Source organism: Phenylobacterium sp. (assembly GCF_031425575.1).
Taxonomy (GTDB): Bacteria; Pseudomonadota; Alphaproteobacteria; order Caulobacterales; family Caulobacteraceae; genus Phenylobacterium.
On record NZ_JANPJP010000289.1, the window covers coordinates 1 to 17115 of the forward strand.

Here is a 17115-nt window from a genome sequence, read left to right on the forward strand (position 1 = left end):
GGATAGAGGACTGCCAGCTTTCCGCGGCGAAAGCCAATATCGGCGATCAGAACCGGCCCGAGATCACGAAGCCCACCGCCCGGGAGCCATCAGCGCCGCCCTGCGACGTCCGCTCTTCCACGCGCTGGACCACCCCTGAGCTGCGGTCGGTCTGGAAGAAGGTTCGCGTGCGCTCCTCCGACGAGACCAGGATGTTGTTGATGTACAGCCGCAGGGTCACCGGCTTGATCGCCGTGGTCTCGAAGAACAGGTCGAGCCTGGGCTTGGGTCGGACATATTCGAGGATCTCGGCCCGGCGATACTCCTGGCGGCCGGCCCACTGGAAGAGCGTCGCCCCCCAGGCCGCGGAGATGTCGGGCAGATTCTGGCGGAAGTTCACCAGATAGGCCCAATCCTTGTTGGCGGCGTTGAGCGTCTGCGACCCCGCCGCGGTGCCCTGACGTTCCAGGGGATTGGAGAACGACCGCTCCTCGCCGGTGATCGGGTCGGTCACCCGCGTCTGCTGATAGAGGCCGCTGAACCGCAGTTCGGCGTTGGGCAGGCCGACCCCGCGCAGGGGGATCGTCGCCCGCACCTCGGCCCCGATCCGCGTACCGACGCCGATATTGCCGTAGGCGTCCAGTCCGCCCACCACCACCAGGTCGTGAACATCCTCCACCCGGTCGGCGAAGGCCGCCAGCGTGATCGCCGCCTTCTGGTCGAAGCGGCGCTCCAGCTCCAGCCGCGACTTCCACGCCCGCTCCGGAACCAGGTCCGGATTGCCCTGGATGGTGGAGGTGTTGAGGAAGTCCACCGCGCTGCTGAACTCGGCGAAGTCGAGCTGGGCCACGTCGCGCTGCAGCACCAGCCGCACCGTGGTGCGGGGGTCGAAGGCATAGGTCGCCGTCAGGTGCGGCTTCACATAGTTGAAGCTCCGCTCCTTGGTCTGGTCGCCGGTCTGGGTGATCCGGGAAACCTCGAAATTGACCCCGGTCTCCACCGACAGCTTGGGGCTGACCGTCCAGATGTCGTTGGCGTAGACCTCGCCGCGCAGCTCCTCGACCCGGGCGTTGGCCACCGCCAGGGGCACGCGCACCGGCGCGCCGCCCTGCGGCTGGTTGATGATGTCCAGGGTGGTGTCGCGGAAATTGAACGCCCCCTCGCCGCCGAACTCCAGGGTGTGGGCCGGCGTGGCGTCCCACTTCACCTGCATCCGGCCGATGCGCTCGCCGCTGCGGGTGGAGCGGTCCTGGGTCCGCAGCGTGCGGGCGGCCGGCGCGGTGAAGATGTCGAAGCTGTCGAACTGATCGACGCTGGTATGGGACATCAGGCCGATCAGCTTGACCGTCAGGTCGGCGCCGAACCGGTGCTCCCAGTCCCCGCCGAACTCGGCCGAATAGTTGTTGTCATAGGCGATCACCCCGTCCAGCGAACTGCGCAGGGCGCCGCTGGCCACCGCCTCCAGTTGGACCGACTCCGAGCCGTTCCAGACCGGAACATATTGCAGGTTGAGGTTCACCGCGTCGGCCGGCGAGGGCCGCCAGCGCAGGCTGGCCGAGCCCTGGAGGGTGCGGTTGTTGGCCTTGCTCACCTGATAGCGCGTGCCCGTCAACACCCCGGCGCCGCTGGCCAGGCGCTCGCGCACCACCCCGCGTCCCAGGGTGTTGGGCGCCTGGATGTCCAGGGCCAGCTCGGCGGTGGGGGTCAGGGATAGGGTGCGGGACGCCTGCAGGGCCCAGCCGATCCGGTTGGAGTACTGGATATGCCGTAGGCCGGCGACAAAGGTGGTGGCGGAGTCGGCCCGGGTCGCGCGGTTCACCACCACATTGACCACCTGGGACTGGCCGCGGATGTCGATGGCCGAGTTGCTGCCCGACAGCAGTTCGATCCGCAGCACGCTGGCGGCCGGGATGCGCTTGAGGAGATCCGACGGCGCGGCCTTGGAGCTGGGCCGCTCGCCGTTGACCAGCAGGTTGCCGGCCGTGGCGGCGAAGCCCCGCCGGTTGTCGCCGTCCCGCAGCTCGAACCCCGGCACGCGCGCCACCATGTCGGCCGCCGTCACCGGATTGTACGGGGCGAAGAAAGCCGCCGGGAAGCTCGCGCCAGCGTCCGGGGCGGTCTCGCCGGATGAGGGTGGGGCGGGGGCAGGCGCCTGGGCCAGGGCCGGGGCGGCGCAGGCAAGCGCCAGCAGCGACGCTGTCGAAAGCCACCGCAGGCTGGTCTGTCTCTGGCGCGTCATAATTCCGCTCCCCATTTACGAGTCTACTTTTTGGACTCACAATGGGAGGCGTTTCCGGCGGGGTCAACGCGCCTCTTGGTCCGCCCCTCGGAAATGGAGGAACGCCCATGCGGTGGGACGAACTGGCCGGCGACGACTGCCCGATCGCCAGAACCCTCTCGGTGATCGGCGACCGCTGGAGCGCGCTGATTCTGCGCGACGCCCTGCGCGGCGTGACCCGGTTCGACGGCTTCCAGGCGCGGCTCGGCTGCAGCCGGGAAATGGTCTCGCGGCGGCTGGCCAACCTGGTGGAGGCTGGCGTCCTGGAGCGAAAGCCCTACCAGGCCCATCCCGAGCGCTTCGACTACCTGCCCACCGACAAGGCGCGGGCGCTGGGCCATGTTCTGATGATGATGGCCCAGTGGGGCGAGGCCTGGCTGCCGACCCCCACATCGCGGCCCCTCGAACGCCGCCACAGGGCCTGCGGCCACAGCTTCAGGCCCACCCTGGTCTGCTCGGAGTGCCTGGCCCCCCTGGAGCCGGGCGGCGTCGACTATCCGGGCAACACCCCGCCGGCTTGAGCCCGGCTGCCGCGGGCCCCGCCAGGGCGCGCCGGGCCTCGCTCACTCGCCTTCTGTATCTTCCCCGCGCCTCGCCTCTTCGAAAACCGACCAGTCCGCGGGCTTTCCCAGGGCGCCCCTCGGAAGCTCCGGACCAAGATTGAACGCCTTGGGACGTTCGGGAACGCTGAACCTCGCGTCGCACCAGGCCGCGAGGTCGCGCCGGAGCGCGACCACATCCGGCGGCGGGGAGACCGGCACGATGAAGGCCTTCAGGCGCGCGCCCTCCTCCGGCCGCATCAGGCGCACGGCCACGTCCTGCACCATCGGGTGTTCGCGCAGGCGCTGAGCGACCAGCTCCGGCGACACATTGACGCCGCCCACCTGCACAGCATGGTCGCGCCGCCCCTCCACCCGGAAACAACGGTCGTCGCACCAGGCCAGGTGATCGGGGGCCGCCGCCGTCTCGACCGATCCGTCGGGAAGGGTGCGCGCCAGGGTGGAGTCGTCGCGTCCGCGGCTCCAGTATGAGAACAGGCCAAACGCCGCCTCAGGATGCTCGCGGACGGCCAGGCCAGCCGTTTCCGAGGACCCGTAGACTTCCACCAGCCGCGCTACGCCCCGCTCGGTGACCGCGCGCGCCACATCGGCAGGACACGGCCCCGTCGAGGTGACGCCGATCACGTCGGATGTCGTGGCGACCCCGGCCCGGACGAACGCCGTCCAGAAGGCCGGGTGTCCGATGACGAGGTCCCCGTCCCGGAGCATCGCGCCGACGCTGGTCGGCGATCGTCCGCGGATGTCGATCACCCGGGCGGCGAGCCGCTGCGGCAGCAGAATCGAGAAGAGAAAGCCGTAGATGTGGTGGGCCGGCGCCGCGCTGAGGATACGGAGGCGGCCCGGGAACAGCGGCGCCAGCTCCTCGACCTCCTGCGCGAGCCTCACCAGCTCATGCAGGCGCGCCGTGGGCTCTGCGGTCGTTCCTGAGGTGCGAAAGGTCAGCTCGTCGGAAAACCGTTCAAGGCCGGCGGCGACGATATCGACCCAGTCACCGATCGTCCGGCGGGCCAGCAGATAGTCCTCAACGCCCGCCCGGTGCATCTGCACGGCTTCTGCCACCGCGCTGGCCAGGTTGAGCAATTCCAGCGAGTCGCACGCCAGGCCGGTCGAATCGACAAGGCCCAGCGCGCTGTCCCAGGGACGGGCGGGGGGCAGGGCGCCGGGGCGAAGACGCGCCAGCTCGTCATGGACCAGGTCAACGACGTAGCGGTGCAACGCCTCGGTGTCGCGCCACCATGTCTCCAGACCCGGCATCGCCCAAAATCGCCGTCGGCTCAGACCCGCTTGACGAAGACCCAGTAGGTATCGTCGATCAACGCCTTCTTCATGTGCACGCGCACCTTGGTGGGCTTCATGTTGTAGTCGAAGGTGTACTCGAAGATTTTGTTCAGCGCGCCGGTGGCGACCCCCTTGTCGAACTCGCCCTTGAACGCCGGCTTGTTCGTGCAGGGCGCGACTTCCGTGAAGAAGCTCTTTCCAAGGGTGGCGCGCGGATCGCGCCCGGTGATCTCGCCCTCCATCGCATTGTACTGAAGCACGCGCCCGGTCCGATCCAGCTGGATGGCCCCGAAGGCGAGCTTATCGATCTCGGCGGCGGACTTGTTCTTCAGCACGTTGTCTATGTCGTCCGACCCAAACGCGACGATCTCGAGTCCAGCCATGATACCCGTCTCCCATGCGAATCTACCGGGCTCGCGCCCGCGATCAATAGAGTTCTGGAAAGCTTAAGAATTGCTTATTTCCGGATCATCATACCACGACGCGGGTCACGCGTCGGCGCGAAACCTGGGCGCGACAAGCCGTTCCGACGCTGGCCGCGGATGAACAAAATCTTAATTCAGTCCGGGACGGACCTCCTGCCCCTATGCGTCCGGGATACCGACCTACAGGTCGTCTCGCCCTCACAAGCCCACCGTGCTCATCGTCACGGTGACGATGAGCAAAAGGCGGGCTAGAACCTTGACGCCGCCCGACCTGTGACAGGCGCGGTTCATCAAAGCTGAACTACAGGGCCCTGGAGACGGCGCCTGGCAATGTGCCGACTCAGCACCCTGGGAGCTCAATGACCCCTACGCCCGACAAATTGAAGCCCCTGCTCTGGGAGCCCAAGAACCTGGTGCGCGCCATCGATTCGGCCGGGGTCACCCTCTGGTCGTGGAATGTGGACACCGACGCCCTGGCCATGGACGACCATTCCTACGACCTCTGGGGCGTCCCGCGCAGCCGCGACGTCACCTTCGAGGATCTGTCGGCCCACATTCACCCGCACGATCGCGATCGGGTCCGGGCGGCCTTCAACGCGACGCGGGCGGTCACCGGCGCCTTTGAAATCGACTTCCGCATCCTGGTCGGCGAGGAGCTCAAGTGGATCTCCGCGCGGGGTCAGGGCGATGACGCGGGCATGGTCCAGCGGGTCATGTTCGGCATCTTCATCGACGTGACCGGCCGCAAGCAGGCCGAGGAGGGCCGCGAGCTGCTGGCCGGCGAGATGAGCCACCGGGTCAAGAACCTCCTGGCCATCGCCTCTGGGCTGACGGCCATCACCTCGCGCTCCACCAAGACCGTCGAGGACATGGCCCGCGAACTGACGCTGCGGCTGACGGCCCTCGGCCGGGCTCACGACCTGGTGCGTCCGGTGGCCGGCCAGACCGAAGCCCCCTCCGCCCTGCTCGGGGACCTGCTGACCGTGTTGCTGGCGCCCTACGACGATCTGGGCGCGTTCAGCGGCCGCATTCGGGTCTCGGTGCCACGCATGATCGTCGGCGAGTCGGCGACCACGATCGTCGCCCTGATCGTCCACGAGCTGGCGACCAACTCCTTGAAGTACGGCGCCCTGTCGGTCGATACCGGCATGCTCAACGTCTCCTGCTCCGCGCACGACGAAGCGGTGACCATCGTCTGGACAGAGACCGGCGGTCCCCTGGTCAAGGCGCCCGAGGAACCCAAGGGCTACGGAAGCAATCTGATCGAGCGCAGCGTCAACGGCCATCTGCGCGGCGCGATTAAGTACGACTGGCTCGAGGCCGGCCTGGTGGTCACCCTGAGGGTCGATCCTGAACGCCTTGGAACCTGAGGCTTTTTCGCGCACCGAATCATGCGTCATCGGCAGGTGCGGAAGGGACCCATGTCCAGATGCAGGTGATCGTGGTGGGCGGCGTTGTAGTCCGGGCTCAACGTGACCCGGAACACCTTGCAGGCCCCGTCGCGCGCCGCGCGCAGGAACCGCCCGCGCGGGCCCTCGTCGCTGAAGTGGGCGGCGACGGTCACCCGGCGGCCGTCGCGTAGCCGCACGCCGGCGAAATCGAAGGCGTTGGCGTGGGCATGCTCACTGATCCGGCCCGAGCTCTGGCCGTAGACGCGGCGGCAGGCATAGGTCCCGTAGTGGTCGATGGCCGCGACCTCCGCGCCCAGGATGTCCCGCGCCGCGGGGCGCAGCACCTGCCGGTTCCACAGCGTGAAGGCCAGGGCCTCCTTGCAGGTCATCACCGGGCCCGCCGGCGACAAGGCCCCGCCGCCCACCCGGCCGGAGTCAAGGGTCGAGCAGAAGCCGTCGCGCTTGGCCGGCGTCTCCGTGAAGGCGACCTTACCCGCCGCCAGGGCCGCCTTGCACCGGGCGGGGTCGGCGGCGATCCGCGCCAGCTTGCCCGAGGTCGCCAGGCCGATGGGCTGGTTGAGGGAGAAGGGCTTCCAGGGCAGGTCCTGCGGCGGGGCCGTCCGATCGACCACCATGAACAAGAGCAGGCCGGCCAGCGCCGCATCGAGCAGCAGCGAGCCGAACCCCGCCATGGCCCGGGCCTGCGCGGAGGGCGGCTCCAAGACTGGCAGGGCGACCTTCATCAGGTCCCCCTCCTCCATCGAGACGGCGGCGTAATTGCGGTGATCGGGGGACGGAATCGCCATCGCCTCGGACCCTGGCGTCAGGCGGCCGGCGTCACCGGGTCGTCAGCCCCCGGAGATACCGATATCGGCCAGGCTTCTACGCCAGGGAGGCCATATTGCGCCGCTAACCTGCCTGTGAAAATGTGCCGGCCATGACTCCGCCGATGGCCGTTCCAGGCGCCCACAATGCGTTTTTGGTCGTCCTGTCGATCCTGATCGCCATCCTCGCGTCGTTCACGGCGCTGGATGTCGCCAGCCGGATCCGAACCTCCGATGGTAGGGCCCGCGGCCTGTGGCTGTGCGCCGCCGCCGTGGCCCTCGGCGGCGGCATCTGGGCGATGCACTTTGTCGCCATGCTCGCCTTGAGTCTCCCGGGCGTCCAGATCGGCTACGACCTGGGACTCACCCTGGCCTCTCTGGCCCTTGCGGTCCTCTTCACCGGCGCCGGCTTCATGGTCATGGCGCGGCCCGCCCCGGTCCGGGGCCGTATCGTCGTCGCTGGCCTGCTCATGGGCTGCGGCGTCGTCGCCATGCATTACCTCGGGATGACGGCGATGCGGATGGATGCGCACATTCGCTACGATCCGGCATGGATCGCGGTCTCGGTGCTGATCGCGCTCGGGGCGGCCACGGCGTCGGTATGGCTGGTGTCACGCGACCAGAGCCTTGGCGGAAGGCTTGTGGCGGCCGTGCTCATGGGGGGCGCGGTTTCGGGCATGCACTATGCCGGCATGCATGCGGCCACCTTCACCCACGACGCCTCGCCCGCCGCGGCGGGCGGGATCTCCACGGTCTACCAGACCTATCTGGGCGTCGGCGTCAGCGCCATGACGGCGCTCATCTTGCTGCTGACGCTCGCGAGCGCCCGGCTGGAGCGGCTTTTTGATCGCCTTGCCCGTCGGGCGGCCAGGACCGCTCTGCGGCTGAGGGTCGCAGACATCCTTCGCAACGGCAGCTCCGTCGAGGCCCTCCACGAAGTGGCCGCACTCATGGGCGAGCACTTCGGGGTCAGCCGGACAGGCTATGGCCAGCTCGATCCGGTGGAGGATGTCTTCACCTATGACGTCTGCTGGACCGATGGGCAGGTGGCCCCGCTGCTCGGGCGGTTTCCGGCAGCGGCCTTCGGGGTCAAGATCGTCGCGGCCCTCATGGCCGGCGACACCGTCGTGGTCGAAGACCTCCTGACCGCCAACCTGAGCGATGAGGCGCGGACCCGCGACACCGCCCGGGACGTCGACACCCGCTCGATCCTGGTGGTGCCCTTTGTGCGCGATGGCCGTCTGCGGACCATTGTCTACCTGAACGCCCGCCTCCCCCGCCGCTGGCATGCCGATGATATCGCCTTCATGGAGGAGCTCGCCGAGCGAACGCGGCTGGTCATTGAGCGGGAAGCCGTCGAGGCGAGGCTGCGTGACCTGAACGCGACGCTCGAAGCGCGCGTGGAGGCGCGCACCGCCGAGCTGCGCCTGGCGCAGGAAGCGCTCCAACAGAGCCAGAAGATGGAGGCCATGGGCCAGCTGGTGTCGGGCCTGGCCCATGATTTCAACAATGTCCTCGGGGCGGTGGTCGGCGCCTTCGACCTGATCGCGCGGCGCGCCGATGATCCCGACCGCGTCCGCGACCTGGCGGAGGCGGGCGTTCAGGCCGCGGAACGCGGCTCCAAAATGACGTCCCAGTTGCTCGCCTTCTCGCGTTCGCAGAGCCTCCAACTCCAACCCATCCTGGTCTGCGACATCATCGAAGACATTCGGGACATGCTTGCGCGCGCCCTGGGGCCGGCGATCGTCCTGACCCTGGACCTCAACCCGACACCCGCCGCGGTGCTCGCCGACCCCACCCAGGTGGAGATGATGCTGTTGAACCTGGCCATCAACGCCCGCGACGCCATGCCGACAGGCGGCAGCCTGGCCATCGGCACATCGGTTCAACATGTCGTCGCCGACGCCGAGCTGGCCCAGGGCGACTATGTCGTGGTCGCCGTCCGCGACACCGGCGTCGGCATGGATGAGGAGACGCTGCGGCGGGCCATGGAGCCCTTTTTCACCACCAAGCCGGTGGGCAAGGGAACCGGGCTCGGACTGGCCCAGATCTACGGCGGCGCCCGGCAGTTCGGCGGAGCCGTCCGCATCGAGAGCGCGCCCGGCAAGGGGACCTGCGTGCGCGTCTATCTTCCCTGCACGCAGCGCAGTCCGGTTCGGCCGGGCCCCTCCGACGCAGGTCTGGAGGATACGCCACCTTCGCCCCTGAAGGTGCTGATCGTGGACGATGACCAGGATCACCGAACCATCATCGTCAAGGTGCTCGAGTCCCTGGGCCACAGGGTGACTGAGGCCAGCGACGGGCCCTCGGCGCTCTCGATCCTGAAGGTCGAGGCGCCGGACGTTCTGCTTCTCGACTTCGCCATGCCCGGGATGAACGGCGCCGCGGTGGCCCTCGAGGCGCGGCGCTACTGGCCGTCCCTGCCCATCGTCTTCGCCAGCGGCTTCGCCGACACCCAAGCCATTCAAGCCGGCGCGGGGATGGACCCGATCATCCTGAGCAAGCCGTTCCGCATGAACGACCTGCAGCGCGCCCTGCGACGGGCGACGGGTTCGGTCGCAAGCCTCAAGGGCGGCCCGCTTTCTGGCGGGCGATGAGCCATCGCGCGATCGCCTGAAGGCTCGGGCGAACCTTTAGAAAGATCAGGTAGGCGCGCTCCAGAAGCCACTGGACCGGCGGTGGCGAGGCCAGAGCCGCGAGGGGGCGAAGGCCTGGAAGCACGCGCCACATGGCCACGAAGGCCGCCGCGCCAGAGACCATGGCCCCGCCGCGCGGCTGGGCGTGCAGACGGGCAAGGCGGGCTGCGCGATCGGTCGGACACCCGCCGGCCAGGCTCAGGTCGACGAACGCGATCGCCGAGCTGCTGTCGAGCCTCCGCATGAGTCCGATTTCAGCTGTGCAGATTGGGCAGTCGCCGTCGTACCAGACGGTGAGCTCGCCTGGCCTCGGGTCCGATCCGGACATGGTCGACATCGTCTCCATCGGTGTATCTCCATTTTGTCCTGGACAAATACGCCTTCATGGGAGAATGTCTAGGCATGAACTTAGACCTGTCCATGACAAATGCGGAAACCCTCGAACCGGCGGCGCCCATGAGCATCGCCTCGGTTGAGCGGGATTGCGGCCTGCCGAAGGACACCTTGCGGGTTTGGGAGCGTCGCTACGGGTTCCCGAACCCGCTGAGAGACAAGCAGGACGAACGGCTCTACCCGGCCGATCAGGTCACGACCCTTCGTCTGCTGCGCCGTCTGGTGATCGCGGGCCATCGTCCCGGGAAAGTCGTCGGGCTCCCGGACGACCAGTTGAAGAAACTTCTGGAACAGGTCGGCGGCCCCGATGAACAGCCGACCGCCTTCGAGGCCGAACAGGTGCTCGATCTCCTGAGGGCCCACGACGCCGTCGGCCTGCGAAATCATCTGAACGCGATGGTCCTGCGATCCGGGCTGGGGGCGTTCGCGTCCGTCACCGGTCCACGGCTGGTGGAAGCGATAGGTCTAGCCTGGTCGCGGGGGGGTCTTGAGATCCATCAGGAGCACGTCTTCACCGAACAGTTCACGACGGTGCTGCGTAGCGCCATCAACGCCAGCCAGGGTTCGGGTTTCCCGCGTGCTCGCCCGCGCGTCCTGTTCGGCACCTTCCCACAGGAACCCCATGCCTTGGGCCTGATGATGGCCGAGGCGATGTTCACCCTGGAAGGCTGCCTCGGCGTTTCTCTTGGGGTTCAGACGCCGATTCCTGAAATCGCCGCGGCCGCGAGGGCGCACAAGGCCGACATCCTGGCCCTGTCATTCTCAGCCATAATTCCCGCGGCCCAGGCGTCAGCCGGGCTCGCTGAACTGCGGCGCCTTGCGCCCGAGACCACCGAGATATGGGCTGGCGGCGCTTGCTCCGGTCTGCGTCCCAAGCCGGGCGTCTACGTGCTGCGGGGGCTGGCGTCCATCGGACCCGCCATTGAAGCCTGGCGGGCCCGCGCGACCCTCACGGAAGGGTCTGATGGTCCCGCGCCCGGAAAAACAGATCAATTTTCATCGATAAATCAAGGGGAACAGTCATGAGAAGACTCGTCGTATTTGCTTGGAATTATGTGTTCAATCACAACGTAAATCCGCTTCGCCATGTCCAGGACATCCCGACGCGGCACATGATCCTCCAGGTTCTGGGCTGGATGTGGGCCGCGTCTTTTGCGATCGCCATCGGCAGCTATACGTTCCTCGCTGTCAGCCTGGTCGGCCATATCGCCCTGATCGCGGCGGCCGCCATCACTGTCGCCACCTACACGGCTGCGGAAAAGAGGCCGTCTCTCTTCGCATCCGCCTCGGCACGTCGCGCCGACGGCGAGCACGAATAGGCGTCAGCGGGACTTGCGGTGACAGGGCGCTACAGCGCCCTTTCACGGTGAGCCGCCGAGCGCCTCAGGCCGGCGTTCAACTAGAAAGACGACGTGACCTTGATGTTCGGCGATCCGACCACCCGGAGTGGAATCTCGAAATAGGCTTCGACGTTCTTCCGCGCCCGATCCCTGGCCAAGTCCACGAACTGTCGCTGTTGCGCCTGCGCGACGAACGCTTTGCGCGCGGACCTGTAGTTCACCCGGTTGAGGTCCTGGACGACGTCGGCGTTCAGGGTCAGCACCCCACCGTTCGCCGCCCGGGCGCGCTCCGGTTGGAACGCCGGATCACCGATCATCAGCGGCGGCAGCTTCACGTGAACCGTCTGTGTCGCCTGATCGAAGGCGACGTGCTCCAGCCGCAGTTGCGACAGGTCCACGAAGTAGCTGACCGTGGCCGGAACGGTGAGTTCCTGGGTGGTCTTCAGCAATCCTCCGAGGTCGGACTTCTCCGCCGCCACGCGGACGTCGCCGGTATATTGGTAGACCACCAGCCGGTTCTCCGCCTGGAGGTTGGTGACCGTCGCGGCCAGGACACGTTCCGTCTGCTGGCTGAAAACGCCGAGGCTCCTGACCTGGGTGTCAGACAACGCCCCCCGCGCCGCGTCATAGCCCGCGTAGTAGCCCCCTGCGACGAGGGCCGCCGCAGCGCCGGCGCCGACGATCCAGGTCAAAGTCTTCCCGGCCATGCCGCGCCTCTCAAGGGGTGATCAGACGATACTACCCGGACAGGCGCACATCGCTCCATCCACGTTCTCTCCGTGACACTGTAAGAAATCGACCGTCCAAAAGGTCCCGCTGCACTTCAGGTCCGGCCGCAGGCTTCCGGCCGGGAGCCTGCCGCGACATCTGGACCTAGCAAGCCGCGGAAGGCGACGCTAACCTCCGCGCCAGAGCGTGACCGTTCAAGGCAGCCGAGCCTCACGCGCGACAAGAAAATGGCCGCCCCCGGAGGAAAGTCCTGACCATGATGAAGCTCTATTCCGGGGACCTTAGTCCCTATTCCGCCCGCGTCCGCATGCAGATCTACGCCAAGGGCATCACCGACATCGCCATCGAGCGGCCGCCCACCTTCGGCACACCGGCTTTCCGCGAAAGCCATCCGATCGGCCGCATCCCGGTGCTCGATATCGACGGCGACATGATGCCGGAATCCGAGGTCATCTCCGAATACCTCGAAGAAGTCTATCCAGAGCCGAGCCTGCTGGGGACAAGTGCGCGGGAGACCGCCCAGATCCGCACGATGGCGCGCATCGGCGACGTCTACATCATGAACAACATGTTCCTGCTCAGCGGCCAGACCTACGTCACGCCCCGCAACGAGGGGACCATCAGCCTGCTGGCCGGCCAGGTGAAGCGCAACCTCAAGGCCTTGGACCGGATGATCGGGACCGACGGCTTCGCCTGCTGCGGCCGCCTGACCCTGGCCGATTGCGCCCTGGTGCCCGGCCTGTTCATGGTCGAGAACACCCTGCCCTTCGCCGGCCTGGAAGACCCCATCCCCAGCCTGCCCAACGTCGCCGCCTACTGGCGCGCGATCCAGCAGAACGAACATGCCGCCAGGACCCTGGTGGAACTCCATCGCGGCCTCGAGGAGCGCCGCGCCCTGATCAAGAGCGGCGCCTTCGCGAAAATGATGACGGCCTTCCGCGCCGCCCAGGGCGAGGATGCGTGATGGTGCGGTGACCTGATCCGGGCTTCACTTCGGCGCGTGTGTCCGGGGCGGCGTATCGCCCAGAGCCTCATCAGCCGCGACCAGCATTTGGGGAAGTCGCATCGTCACGGTCATCCAGACCTGGCTCTCGGCCACGTGCTGATATCGGTGCCGGAACACGTTCCCGGAGTCTTGGATTTGGCGCCAAGGGAGGTGGGGGAAACGCGCCTGCTGGCCGGTCCCTAGGTGGCGGGACGCCTCGGAAATGATCTCCAGGCACCGGGTGACCGCGTAGAACCGCATTCGATCATCCCCGAACGCCTCAGCCGTCAGACCGCCCACAAAGTCCTGCGCTAGGCGCACGTTGTCTTGGATCGCGCGCCAGGCCAGCTGCTCTTTCGACGTCATCTCGACGTCAGAAGGCATAGAGCGCTTCTTTCTCCGCCGTCCGCCGAACGGGCTCGATCAGCATGGCGCGGTCTGCCACGTCGACCGGCAGCGAGAACAGGTCGGCGATATATTGGGTGATGCCAACATAGCCGTACACGTCGACGTGTGCCGCTGGGTCGAGTTCCACGAGAATGTCCAGGTCACTGTCGTCGGTCGCCTCGCCGCGAACCGTTGAGCCAAACAGCGCCGCCCGCGTGACGCCTTGGCCGCGCAGCGCCGCCTCGTGGGCTCGCAAAATGGCAATGACCGCGTCCGGGCTCATGTCCACAACATACCGCAAATTGTCTTTAGGGCGGAGGGTATCCTTTGGGCGCTGATGGCCGGCCCAATCAACGCGGTCAATGAGTGCTCTTCCCCAAGTTAAGTGCACTGTCACCGTAACCTCCGCTACGAGGGGCTGGGGCAGTAATTGCCGTGACAGTGCACTAAATCGTCTTCGGCTTCGGCCCGCGTTGCAGGGGGCGAGCGACCGGCCTGACCGGGCCTCCGGTTCCGACAAGAATTACGGTGACACTGTACGAAATGGATACTCCGCGCCCTCGCCCAGGCAAGGTGGCGTTCGAACGCCCTTCCCTTCCTAACGACGACAGCGGCTGCCGTCTGAGATCGGGGGCTTCGCTCCCGCTTCGGATCCTAGTCTTCCCCGGTTCGCCACAGGATCACAGCCTCGGCAACAAGCAGCAGGCCGAAAACTACCAGGAGACCGGTAAGCCAGTTGGCTGAGCCAGTCAGTAACCGGATTGCCCCCACTCCGACTAGGAACAGACCGATAGCAACGTCGGGCTTCTTGCTCTTAGGCTTCATTGGACAGCGCTATGTGCATTGCAGCCGCCCTGGATCAGCGGCGCTTGATGAAGTTTCGCGTACCCAGGAAGAGCGCGAAGCCGGCCGCGGTCAAGGCCCCGCTTGGCTTTACCCGGTAGCGCCGACGGGCTTTCGTTCTCCACCGCGAGCGGATGCGGCGGGCACGCTTCTTAGGCTTGGGCCCCTTGGGCGCTATCAGGCAATTTATAAGTGAGCCGCTTGCGGACCACGCATTGCAGTGCTGTCACCTCCGATGGAGCCGCCTGAGCGACGTATAGCTCGGGATCAACTCGCCGCCCCCAATGCCCGTACTAATGCATTGAATTACGGTGAAACTGTATGAAATAGGCGAGGCCTCGGGGAACTCGGTGACATGATATCAAATGCGCAAATGACTGCCGAGGTGCTCGGCTCCGCCCGCCCTTGATCGCATCTCATTTGAGATACATCATGAACCCTCCGCCAGGAGGATCCGCCATGACCGCTCAAACCTCGATGCTCCACGTGCGCGTGGACAACCAGCTCAAGGCCGATGCTTCGGAGAAGCTCGCACGCGTCGGTCTCACGCTCTCCGATGCTGTCCGCATCCTGCTGACCCGCGTCGCCAAGGAGGGGGGGCTGCCCGCCGGACTCACAGCCGGTCCCGAGGCCCATGACGCCTGGTTCCGCGCCAAGGTGCAGGAGGCCCTTGCCGACACAGGCCCCACGGCGCCCCATCGGCAGGTGATGGACGAGGCGCAAGCGCGCATCGACCGGAAACGCCGTGACCGCGCGGGCGCTTGAATGGCGCGACGCGGCGCGGGCCGACTTGCTCGCCATCGTGGATTACATCTCCGACGACAATCCCGACGCCGCCCAGCGGTTGAAAGACGAGATCGAGGATAAGGTTTCCAAATTGCCGGGTCGGCCGAAGGTCTATCGACCGGGACGTGTCGCAGGCACCCGGGAAATGATCATCCGACCCAACTACATTGTCGTCTACGCCGAGGACGACCGCGCCGTGGTGATCCTGCGCGTGCTTCATGCCGCTCGGCAATGGCCGCCCGGCTGAGGCGTGACACGGCCGCGCTCGTCGGGAACGCCTTTGGCTCCAGGAGTCGTACGGGGATCGGACCCACAATTCCTCAGCCCACACAGCGTTGCCGTAAAGCGGTGAGTCGGCGCAGGATTGGACATGCGCGCCCCGCACGGATCATCCACGAGTTCCTGAGGTGGGTATGGCCTGCCACCTTCGGGGCGGTCCAGCGCACTTGAATCCGCCGGTGCTGGTGGGCGCAGGTCGCTGAATTTGTGCATTGTCACCGCAACCACAGTGTCACCGTCGTCCGATCCCATTCCAGGTGACGCATGCCCCGAATTGCGCCTCAAGCGTGAAATTTATTGAACATCGATCTATTGGGTCGGCGCGGCCGGCTCGGCCATGGAGCTACAACATGAGCCAGAGGCGTATTCTGATACTCTTGGGTCTTATGGCCATTTTCACGCTCGTAATCTTGTTTACGCTAGTAAACCACGACGACGTTCAAGATGTTCTATTTGACCCAGAAGGTCATGGCTCTTCCGGACAAAAATTCGGCGTCCAGATCGGCGGATCCCGCGCCGCTGGAGGCGAGAGACTGTCAAACTTGGGGTTAGTCAAGATCAAGACCAAATCGGGGGGCGATTGCATACATCGATCTTTCTCTTCGGAGGTAACAATAGATGTATACTCCGATGACTCTTGGCGCCAAGGCACTGTGTGTATTGCCTCAGAGCGAGGCCGGATCACTGAGATAGTGTGGGCCTTCAATCCATTTTCTCCCTGAGTTAGAAGCCGCATTACGCATTACGGTGAAACTGTAAGAATTGGAGCCCACCGCAGCCGAACCTCGGAATTACGGTGAGGAATTGCGAATTACGGTGACACTGTATGAAATCGGCGAGGGCTTGGGACTGCCCCACTGTTCGTGTGGTTCGTGTGGTTAGTGTGGTTCGTGGTTCCAAATCTTGGGGCCATGACGCCCGCGCGGCCGGACAAGATTGTCCACGAACCACACGAACCACACGAACGGGGTCGATGAGGATGAGATGCGCCGCCCCTACCTCCGCTCATCCCGGCGAAGGCCGGGACCCAGATTCATCCCGCACGGTTAGAGGTGGTCGCCCGCCGATTTCCGGCTTCGCAAGAAGGTCGGGTGGATTTCACCTGGGTCCCGGCCTTGGCTGCTTCGCGCCGCCCTTCGGGTCGCCGGGATGAGCGGGTGGGCCCCTACCCCGCGATCGCCGCCGCATCCCTATCGCCGGTCCTGATCCGCAGCGCCTGTTCCAGGTCGAGCACGAAGACCTTGCCGTCGCCGATCTTGCCGGTGTTGGCGGTGCGCGACACCGCCTCGATGACGCGTTCGGCGATGTCGTCGGGGACGGCGATCTCCAGCTTCACCTTGGGCAGCAGCTTCACCTCGTATTCGGCGCCCCGATAGACCTCGGTCTTGCCGCGCTGGCGGCCGTAGCCGCGCACCTCGGTGACCGTCAGGCCCGAGGCCCCGGCCTCGGTGACGGCGTCCAGCACCGCGTCGAGGCGGCTGGGCTTGATGATCGCGACGATCATTTTCATGGGCGGATCTCCGGCTGGGTCGCCCGGGGGCGGCCGTGTGAACCTTCAAGCTAGGGCGAACCGGGCCCCACTCCAAGGGGGGCCCTAGTCGGATCGGCGCGGCGCCCGCGAAACAGGCGCCCGGCTGGCCGGCAGGGGATTGAGGGCCGGGACCGCCACCCGGACCCGGGCGCGGTGGGCGCGGGGCTTGACGGCGAAGGTCTGTTTCACCGCCTCCATCAGAACCAGCCCTGCGAACCCCGGCCACAGGCGCGAGCCGGCCTGTTCGAAGCCCTCGGCCCAGCCGGCCATCCAGGGGACCGGCGGCAGGTACAGCGCCCGCGTCCAGCCCGAGGGCTCCAGCTCGGCCTCCCGCAGCAGTTCGGCCAGCTGGCTTCGGGTATAGGGGCGGCCGTGGCCGAAGGGGGTGGCCTCGGCGTTGGCCCAGAGGCCATTGCGCGCCGCCACCACCAGGATCACCCGGCCCGAGGGCGACAGCACCCGCCAGACCTC

General features: G+C 66.5%; 17 protein-coding genes and 1 pseudogene. 8 read left to right on the forward strand and 10 right to left on the reverse strand.

The genetic code is table 11. The annotated features are described in order from the left end of the window. Positions 1-46: 46 nt before the first annotated feature. On the reverse strand, positions 47-2218 hold the full coding sequence (locus RMO97_RS16155) for a TonB-dependent receptor domain-containing protein (RefSeq protein WP_310542055.1): 2172 nt from the start codon (positions 2216-2218) through the stop codon (positions 47-49). 107 nt (positions 2219-2325) lie between these two features. Between RMO97_RS16155 and RMO97_RS16160 the strand changes: the two genes are divergently transcribed. After that, complete coding sequence (locus RMO97_RS16160; RefSeq protein ID WP_310542056.1) at positions 2326-2778, forward strand: helix-turn-helix domain-containing protein; 453 nt, start codon at positions 2326-2328, stop codon at positions 2776-2778. 42 nt (positions 2779-2820) lie between these two features. On the opposite strand, the gene RMO97_RS16165 is transcribed toward RMO97_RS16160, so the two are convergent. Then, positions 2821-4071 carry an AMP-binding protein gene (locus tag RMO97_RS16165; protein WP_310542057.1) on the reverse strand — a complete coding sequence of 417 codons (1251 nt, stop codon included), beginning with the start codon at positions 4069-4071 and terminating at the stop codon, positions 2821-2823. Positions 4072-4091: 20 nt separating this feature from the next. After that, complete coding sequence (gene pyp, locus RMO97_RS16170) at positions 4092-4478, reverse strand: photoactive yellow protein (RefSeq protein ID WP_304776953.1); 387 nt, start codon at positions 4476-4478, stop codon at positions 4092-4094. Between the two features lie 401 nt (positions 4479-4879). Between pyp and RMO97_RS16175 the strand changes: the two genes are divergently transcribed. Then, positions 4880-5890 (forward strand): HWE histidine kinase domain-containing protein, encoded by a 1011-nt coding sequence (locus tag RMO97_RS16175; RefSeq protein WP_310542058.1) that lies wholly within the window; start codon positions 4880-4882, stop codon positions 5888-5890. Positions 5891-5916: 26 nt separating this feature from the next. On the opposite strand, the gene RMO97_RS16180 is transcribed toward RMO97_RS16175, so the two are convergent. Further along, positions 5917-6717, reverse strand: a complete 801-nt coding sequence (locus RMO97_RS16180) for an extensin family protein (RefSeq protein ID WP_310542059.1) — start codon at positions 6715-6717, stop codon at positions 5917-5919. A 131-nt stretch (positions 6718-6848) separates the two neighbouring features. Between RMO97_RS16180 and RMO97_RS16185 the strand changes: the two genes are divergently transcribed. Then, positions 6849-9332, forward strand: coding sequence for an MHYT domain-containing protein (locus RMO97_RS16185; RefSeq protein WP_310542060.1), 2484 nt, complete (start codon positions 6849-6851; stop codon positions 9330-9332). Here the strand turns inward: RMO97_RS16185 and RMO97_RS16190 are convergent. After that, the gene (locus RMO97_RS16190) at positions 9301-9699 is read right to left on the reverse strand and encodes a DUF393 domain-containing protein (protein ID WP_310542061.1); all 399 of its coding nucleotides are present in this window, start codon (positions 9697-9699) and stop codon (positions 9301-9303) included. The two genes, RMO97_RS16185 and RMO97_RS16190, sit on opposite strands and share 32 nt — an antisense overlap. A 74-nt stretch (positions 9700-9773) precedes the next feature. Here RMO97_RS16190 and RMO97_RS16195 point away from each other — a divergent pair, with 74 nt between their 5' ends. Then, a complete protein-coding gene (locus tag RMO97_RS16195; RefSeq protein ID WP_310542062.1) occupies positions 9774-10790 on the forward strand; it encodes a MerR family transcriptional regulator in 1017 nt (338 codons plus the stop codon). Continuing rightward, positions 10787-11083: a hypothetical protein gene (locus tag RMO97_RS16200; protein ID WP_310542063.1), complete on the forward strand. Its 297-nt coding sequence runs from the start codon at positions 10787-10789 to the stop codon at positions 11081-11083. The genes RMO97_RS16195 and RMO97_RS16200 overlap by 4 nt, the downstream gene beginning before the upstream one ends. An 80-nt stretch (positions 11084-11163) precedes the next feature. Here RMO97_RS16200 and RMO97_RS16205 read toward each other — a convergent pair whose 3' ends face one another. After that, on the reverse strand, positions 11164-11811 hold the full coding sequence (locus RMO97_RS16205) for a DUF4230 domain-containing protein (protein ID WP_310542064.1): 648 nt from the start codon (positions 11809-11811) through the stop codon (positions 11164-11166). Positions 11812-12089: 278 nt separating this feature from the next. Between RMO97_RS16205 and RMO97_RS16210 the strand changes: the two genes are divergently transcribed. Continuing rightward, positions 12090-12797, forward strand: coding sequence for a glutathione S-transferase family protein (locus RMO97_RS16210; protein WP_310542065.1), 708 nt, complete (start codon positions 12090-12092; stop codon positions 12795-12797). A 24-nt stretch (positions 12798-12821) separates the two neighbouring features. Here the strand turns inward: RMO97_RS16210 and RMO97_RS16215 are convergent, their stop codons facing one another. Together RMO97_RS16215 and RMO97_RS16220 are read right to left on the reverse strand one after the other, a co-directional pair. After that, entirely contained in the window at positions 12822-13202 is a 381-nt protein-coding gene (locus RMO97_RS16215; RefSeq protein WP_310542066.1) for a HepT-like ribonuclease domain-containing protein, read from the reverse strand. After that, positions 13192-13488 carry a nucleotidyltransferase domain-containing protein gene (locus tag RMO97_RS16220; protein ID WP_310542067.1) on the reverse strand — a complete coding sequence of 99 codons (297 nt, stop codon included), beginning with the start codon at positions 13486-13488 and terminating at the stop codon, positions 13192-13194. Before RMO97_RS16220 ends, RMO97_RS16215 begins: the two co-directional genes overlap by 11 nt. A 1019-nt stretch (positions 13489-14507) precedes the next feature. Between RMO97_RS16220 and RMO97_RS16225 the strand changes: the two genes are divergently transcribed. Next, positions 14508-14813, forward strand: coding sequence for a type II toxin-antitoxin system RelB/DinJ family antitoxin (locus tag RMO97_RS16225; protein WP_310542068.1), 306 nt, complete (start codon positions 14508-14510; stop codon positions 14811-14813). Then, positions 14794-15081 carry a type II toxin-antitoxin system RelE/ParE family toxin gene (locus RMO97_RS16230; RefSeq protein WP_310542069.1) on the forward strand — a complete coding sequence of 96 codons (288 nt, stop codon included), beginning with the start codon at positions 14794-14796 and terminating at the stop codon, positions 15079-15081. The genes RMO97_RS16225 and RMO97_RS16230 overlap by 20 nt, the downstream gene beginning before the upstream one ends. Positions 15082-16278: 1197 nt before the next feature. Here the strand turns inward: RMO97_RS16230 and RMO97_RS16235 are convergent. Next, positions 16279-16623, reverse strand: coding sequence for a P-II family nitrogen regulator (locus RMO97_RS16235; protein WP_215343191.1), 345 nt, complete (start codon positions 16621-16623; stop codon positions 16279-16281). Between the two features lie 84 nt (positions 16624-16707). Further along, positions 16708-17115, reverse strand: a pseudogene (locus tag RMO97_RS16240) (methyltransferase type 11); the annotation flags it as partial.

Bases quoted from the DNA above. Each gene is read 5' to 3' on its own strand.
- RMO97_RS16155 (WP_310542055.1), bottom strand. From the start codon at position 2,218: ATGACGCGCCAGAGACAGACCAGCCTGCGGTGGCTTTCGACAGCGTCG.
- RMO97_RS16160 (WP_310542056.1), top strand. From the start codon at position 2,326: ATGCGGTGGGACGAACTGGCCGGCGACGACTGCCCGATCGCCAGAACC.
- RMO97_RS16165 (WP_310542057.1), bottom strand. From the start codon at position 4,071: ATGCCGGGTCTGGAGACATGGTGGCGCGACACCGAGGCGTTGCACCGC.
- pyp (WP_304776953.1), bottom strand. From the start codon at position 4,478: ATGGCTGGACTCGAGATCGTCGCGTTTGGGTCGGACGACATAGACAAC.
- RMO97_RS16175 (WP_310542058.1), top strand. From the start codon at position 4,880: ATGACCCCTACGCCCGACAAATTGAAGCCCCTGCTCTGGGAGCCCAAG.
- RMO97_RS16180 (WP_310542059.1), bottom strand. From the start codon at position 6,717: ATGGCGATTCCGTCCCCCGATCACCGCAATTACGCCGCCGTCTCGATG.
- RMO97_RS16185 (WP_310542060.1), top strand. From the start codon at position 6,849: ATGACTCCGCCGATGGCCGTTCCAGGCGCCCACAATGCGTTTTTGGTC.
- RMO97_RS16190 (WP_310542061.1), bottom strand. From the start codon at position 9,699: ATGTCCGGATCGGACCCGAGGCCAGGCGAGCTCACCGTCTGGTACGAC.
- RMO97_RS16195 (WP_310542062.1), top strand. From the start codon at position 9,774: ATGAACTTAGACCTGTCCATGACAAATGCGGAAACCCTCGAACCGGCG.
- RMO97_RS16200 (WP_310542063.1), top strand. From the start codon at position 10,787: ATGAGAAGACTCGTCGTATTTGCTTGGAATTATGTGTTCAATCACAAC.
- RMO97_RS16205 (WP_310542064.1), bottom strand. From the start codon at position 11,811: ATGGCCGGGAAGACTTTGACCTGGATCGTCGGCGCCGGCGCTGCGGCG.
- RMO97_RS16210 (WP_310542065.1), top strand. From the start codon at position 12,090: ATGATGAAGCTCTATTCCGGGGACCTTAGTCCCTATTCCGCCCGCGTC.
- RMO97_RS16215 (WP_310542066.1), bottom strand. From the start codon at position 13,202: ATGCCTTCTGACGTCGAGATGACGTCGAAAGAGCAGCTGGCCTGGCGC.
- RMO97_RS16220 (WP_310542067.1), bottom strand. From the start codon at position 13,488: ATGAGCCCGGACGCGGTCATTGCCATTTTGCGAGCCCACGAGGCGGCG.
- RMO97_RS16225 (WP_310542068.1), top strand. From the start codon at position 14,508: ATGACCGCTCAAACCTCGATGCTCCACGTGCGCGTGGACAACCAGCTC.
- RMO97_RS16235 (WP_215343191.1), bottom strand. From the start codon at position 16,623: ATGAAAATGATCGTCGCGATCATCAAGCCCAGCCGCCTCGACGCGGTG.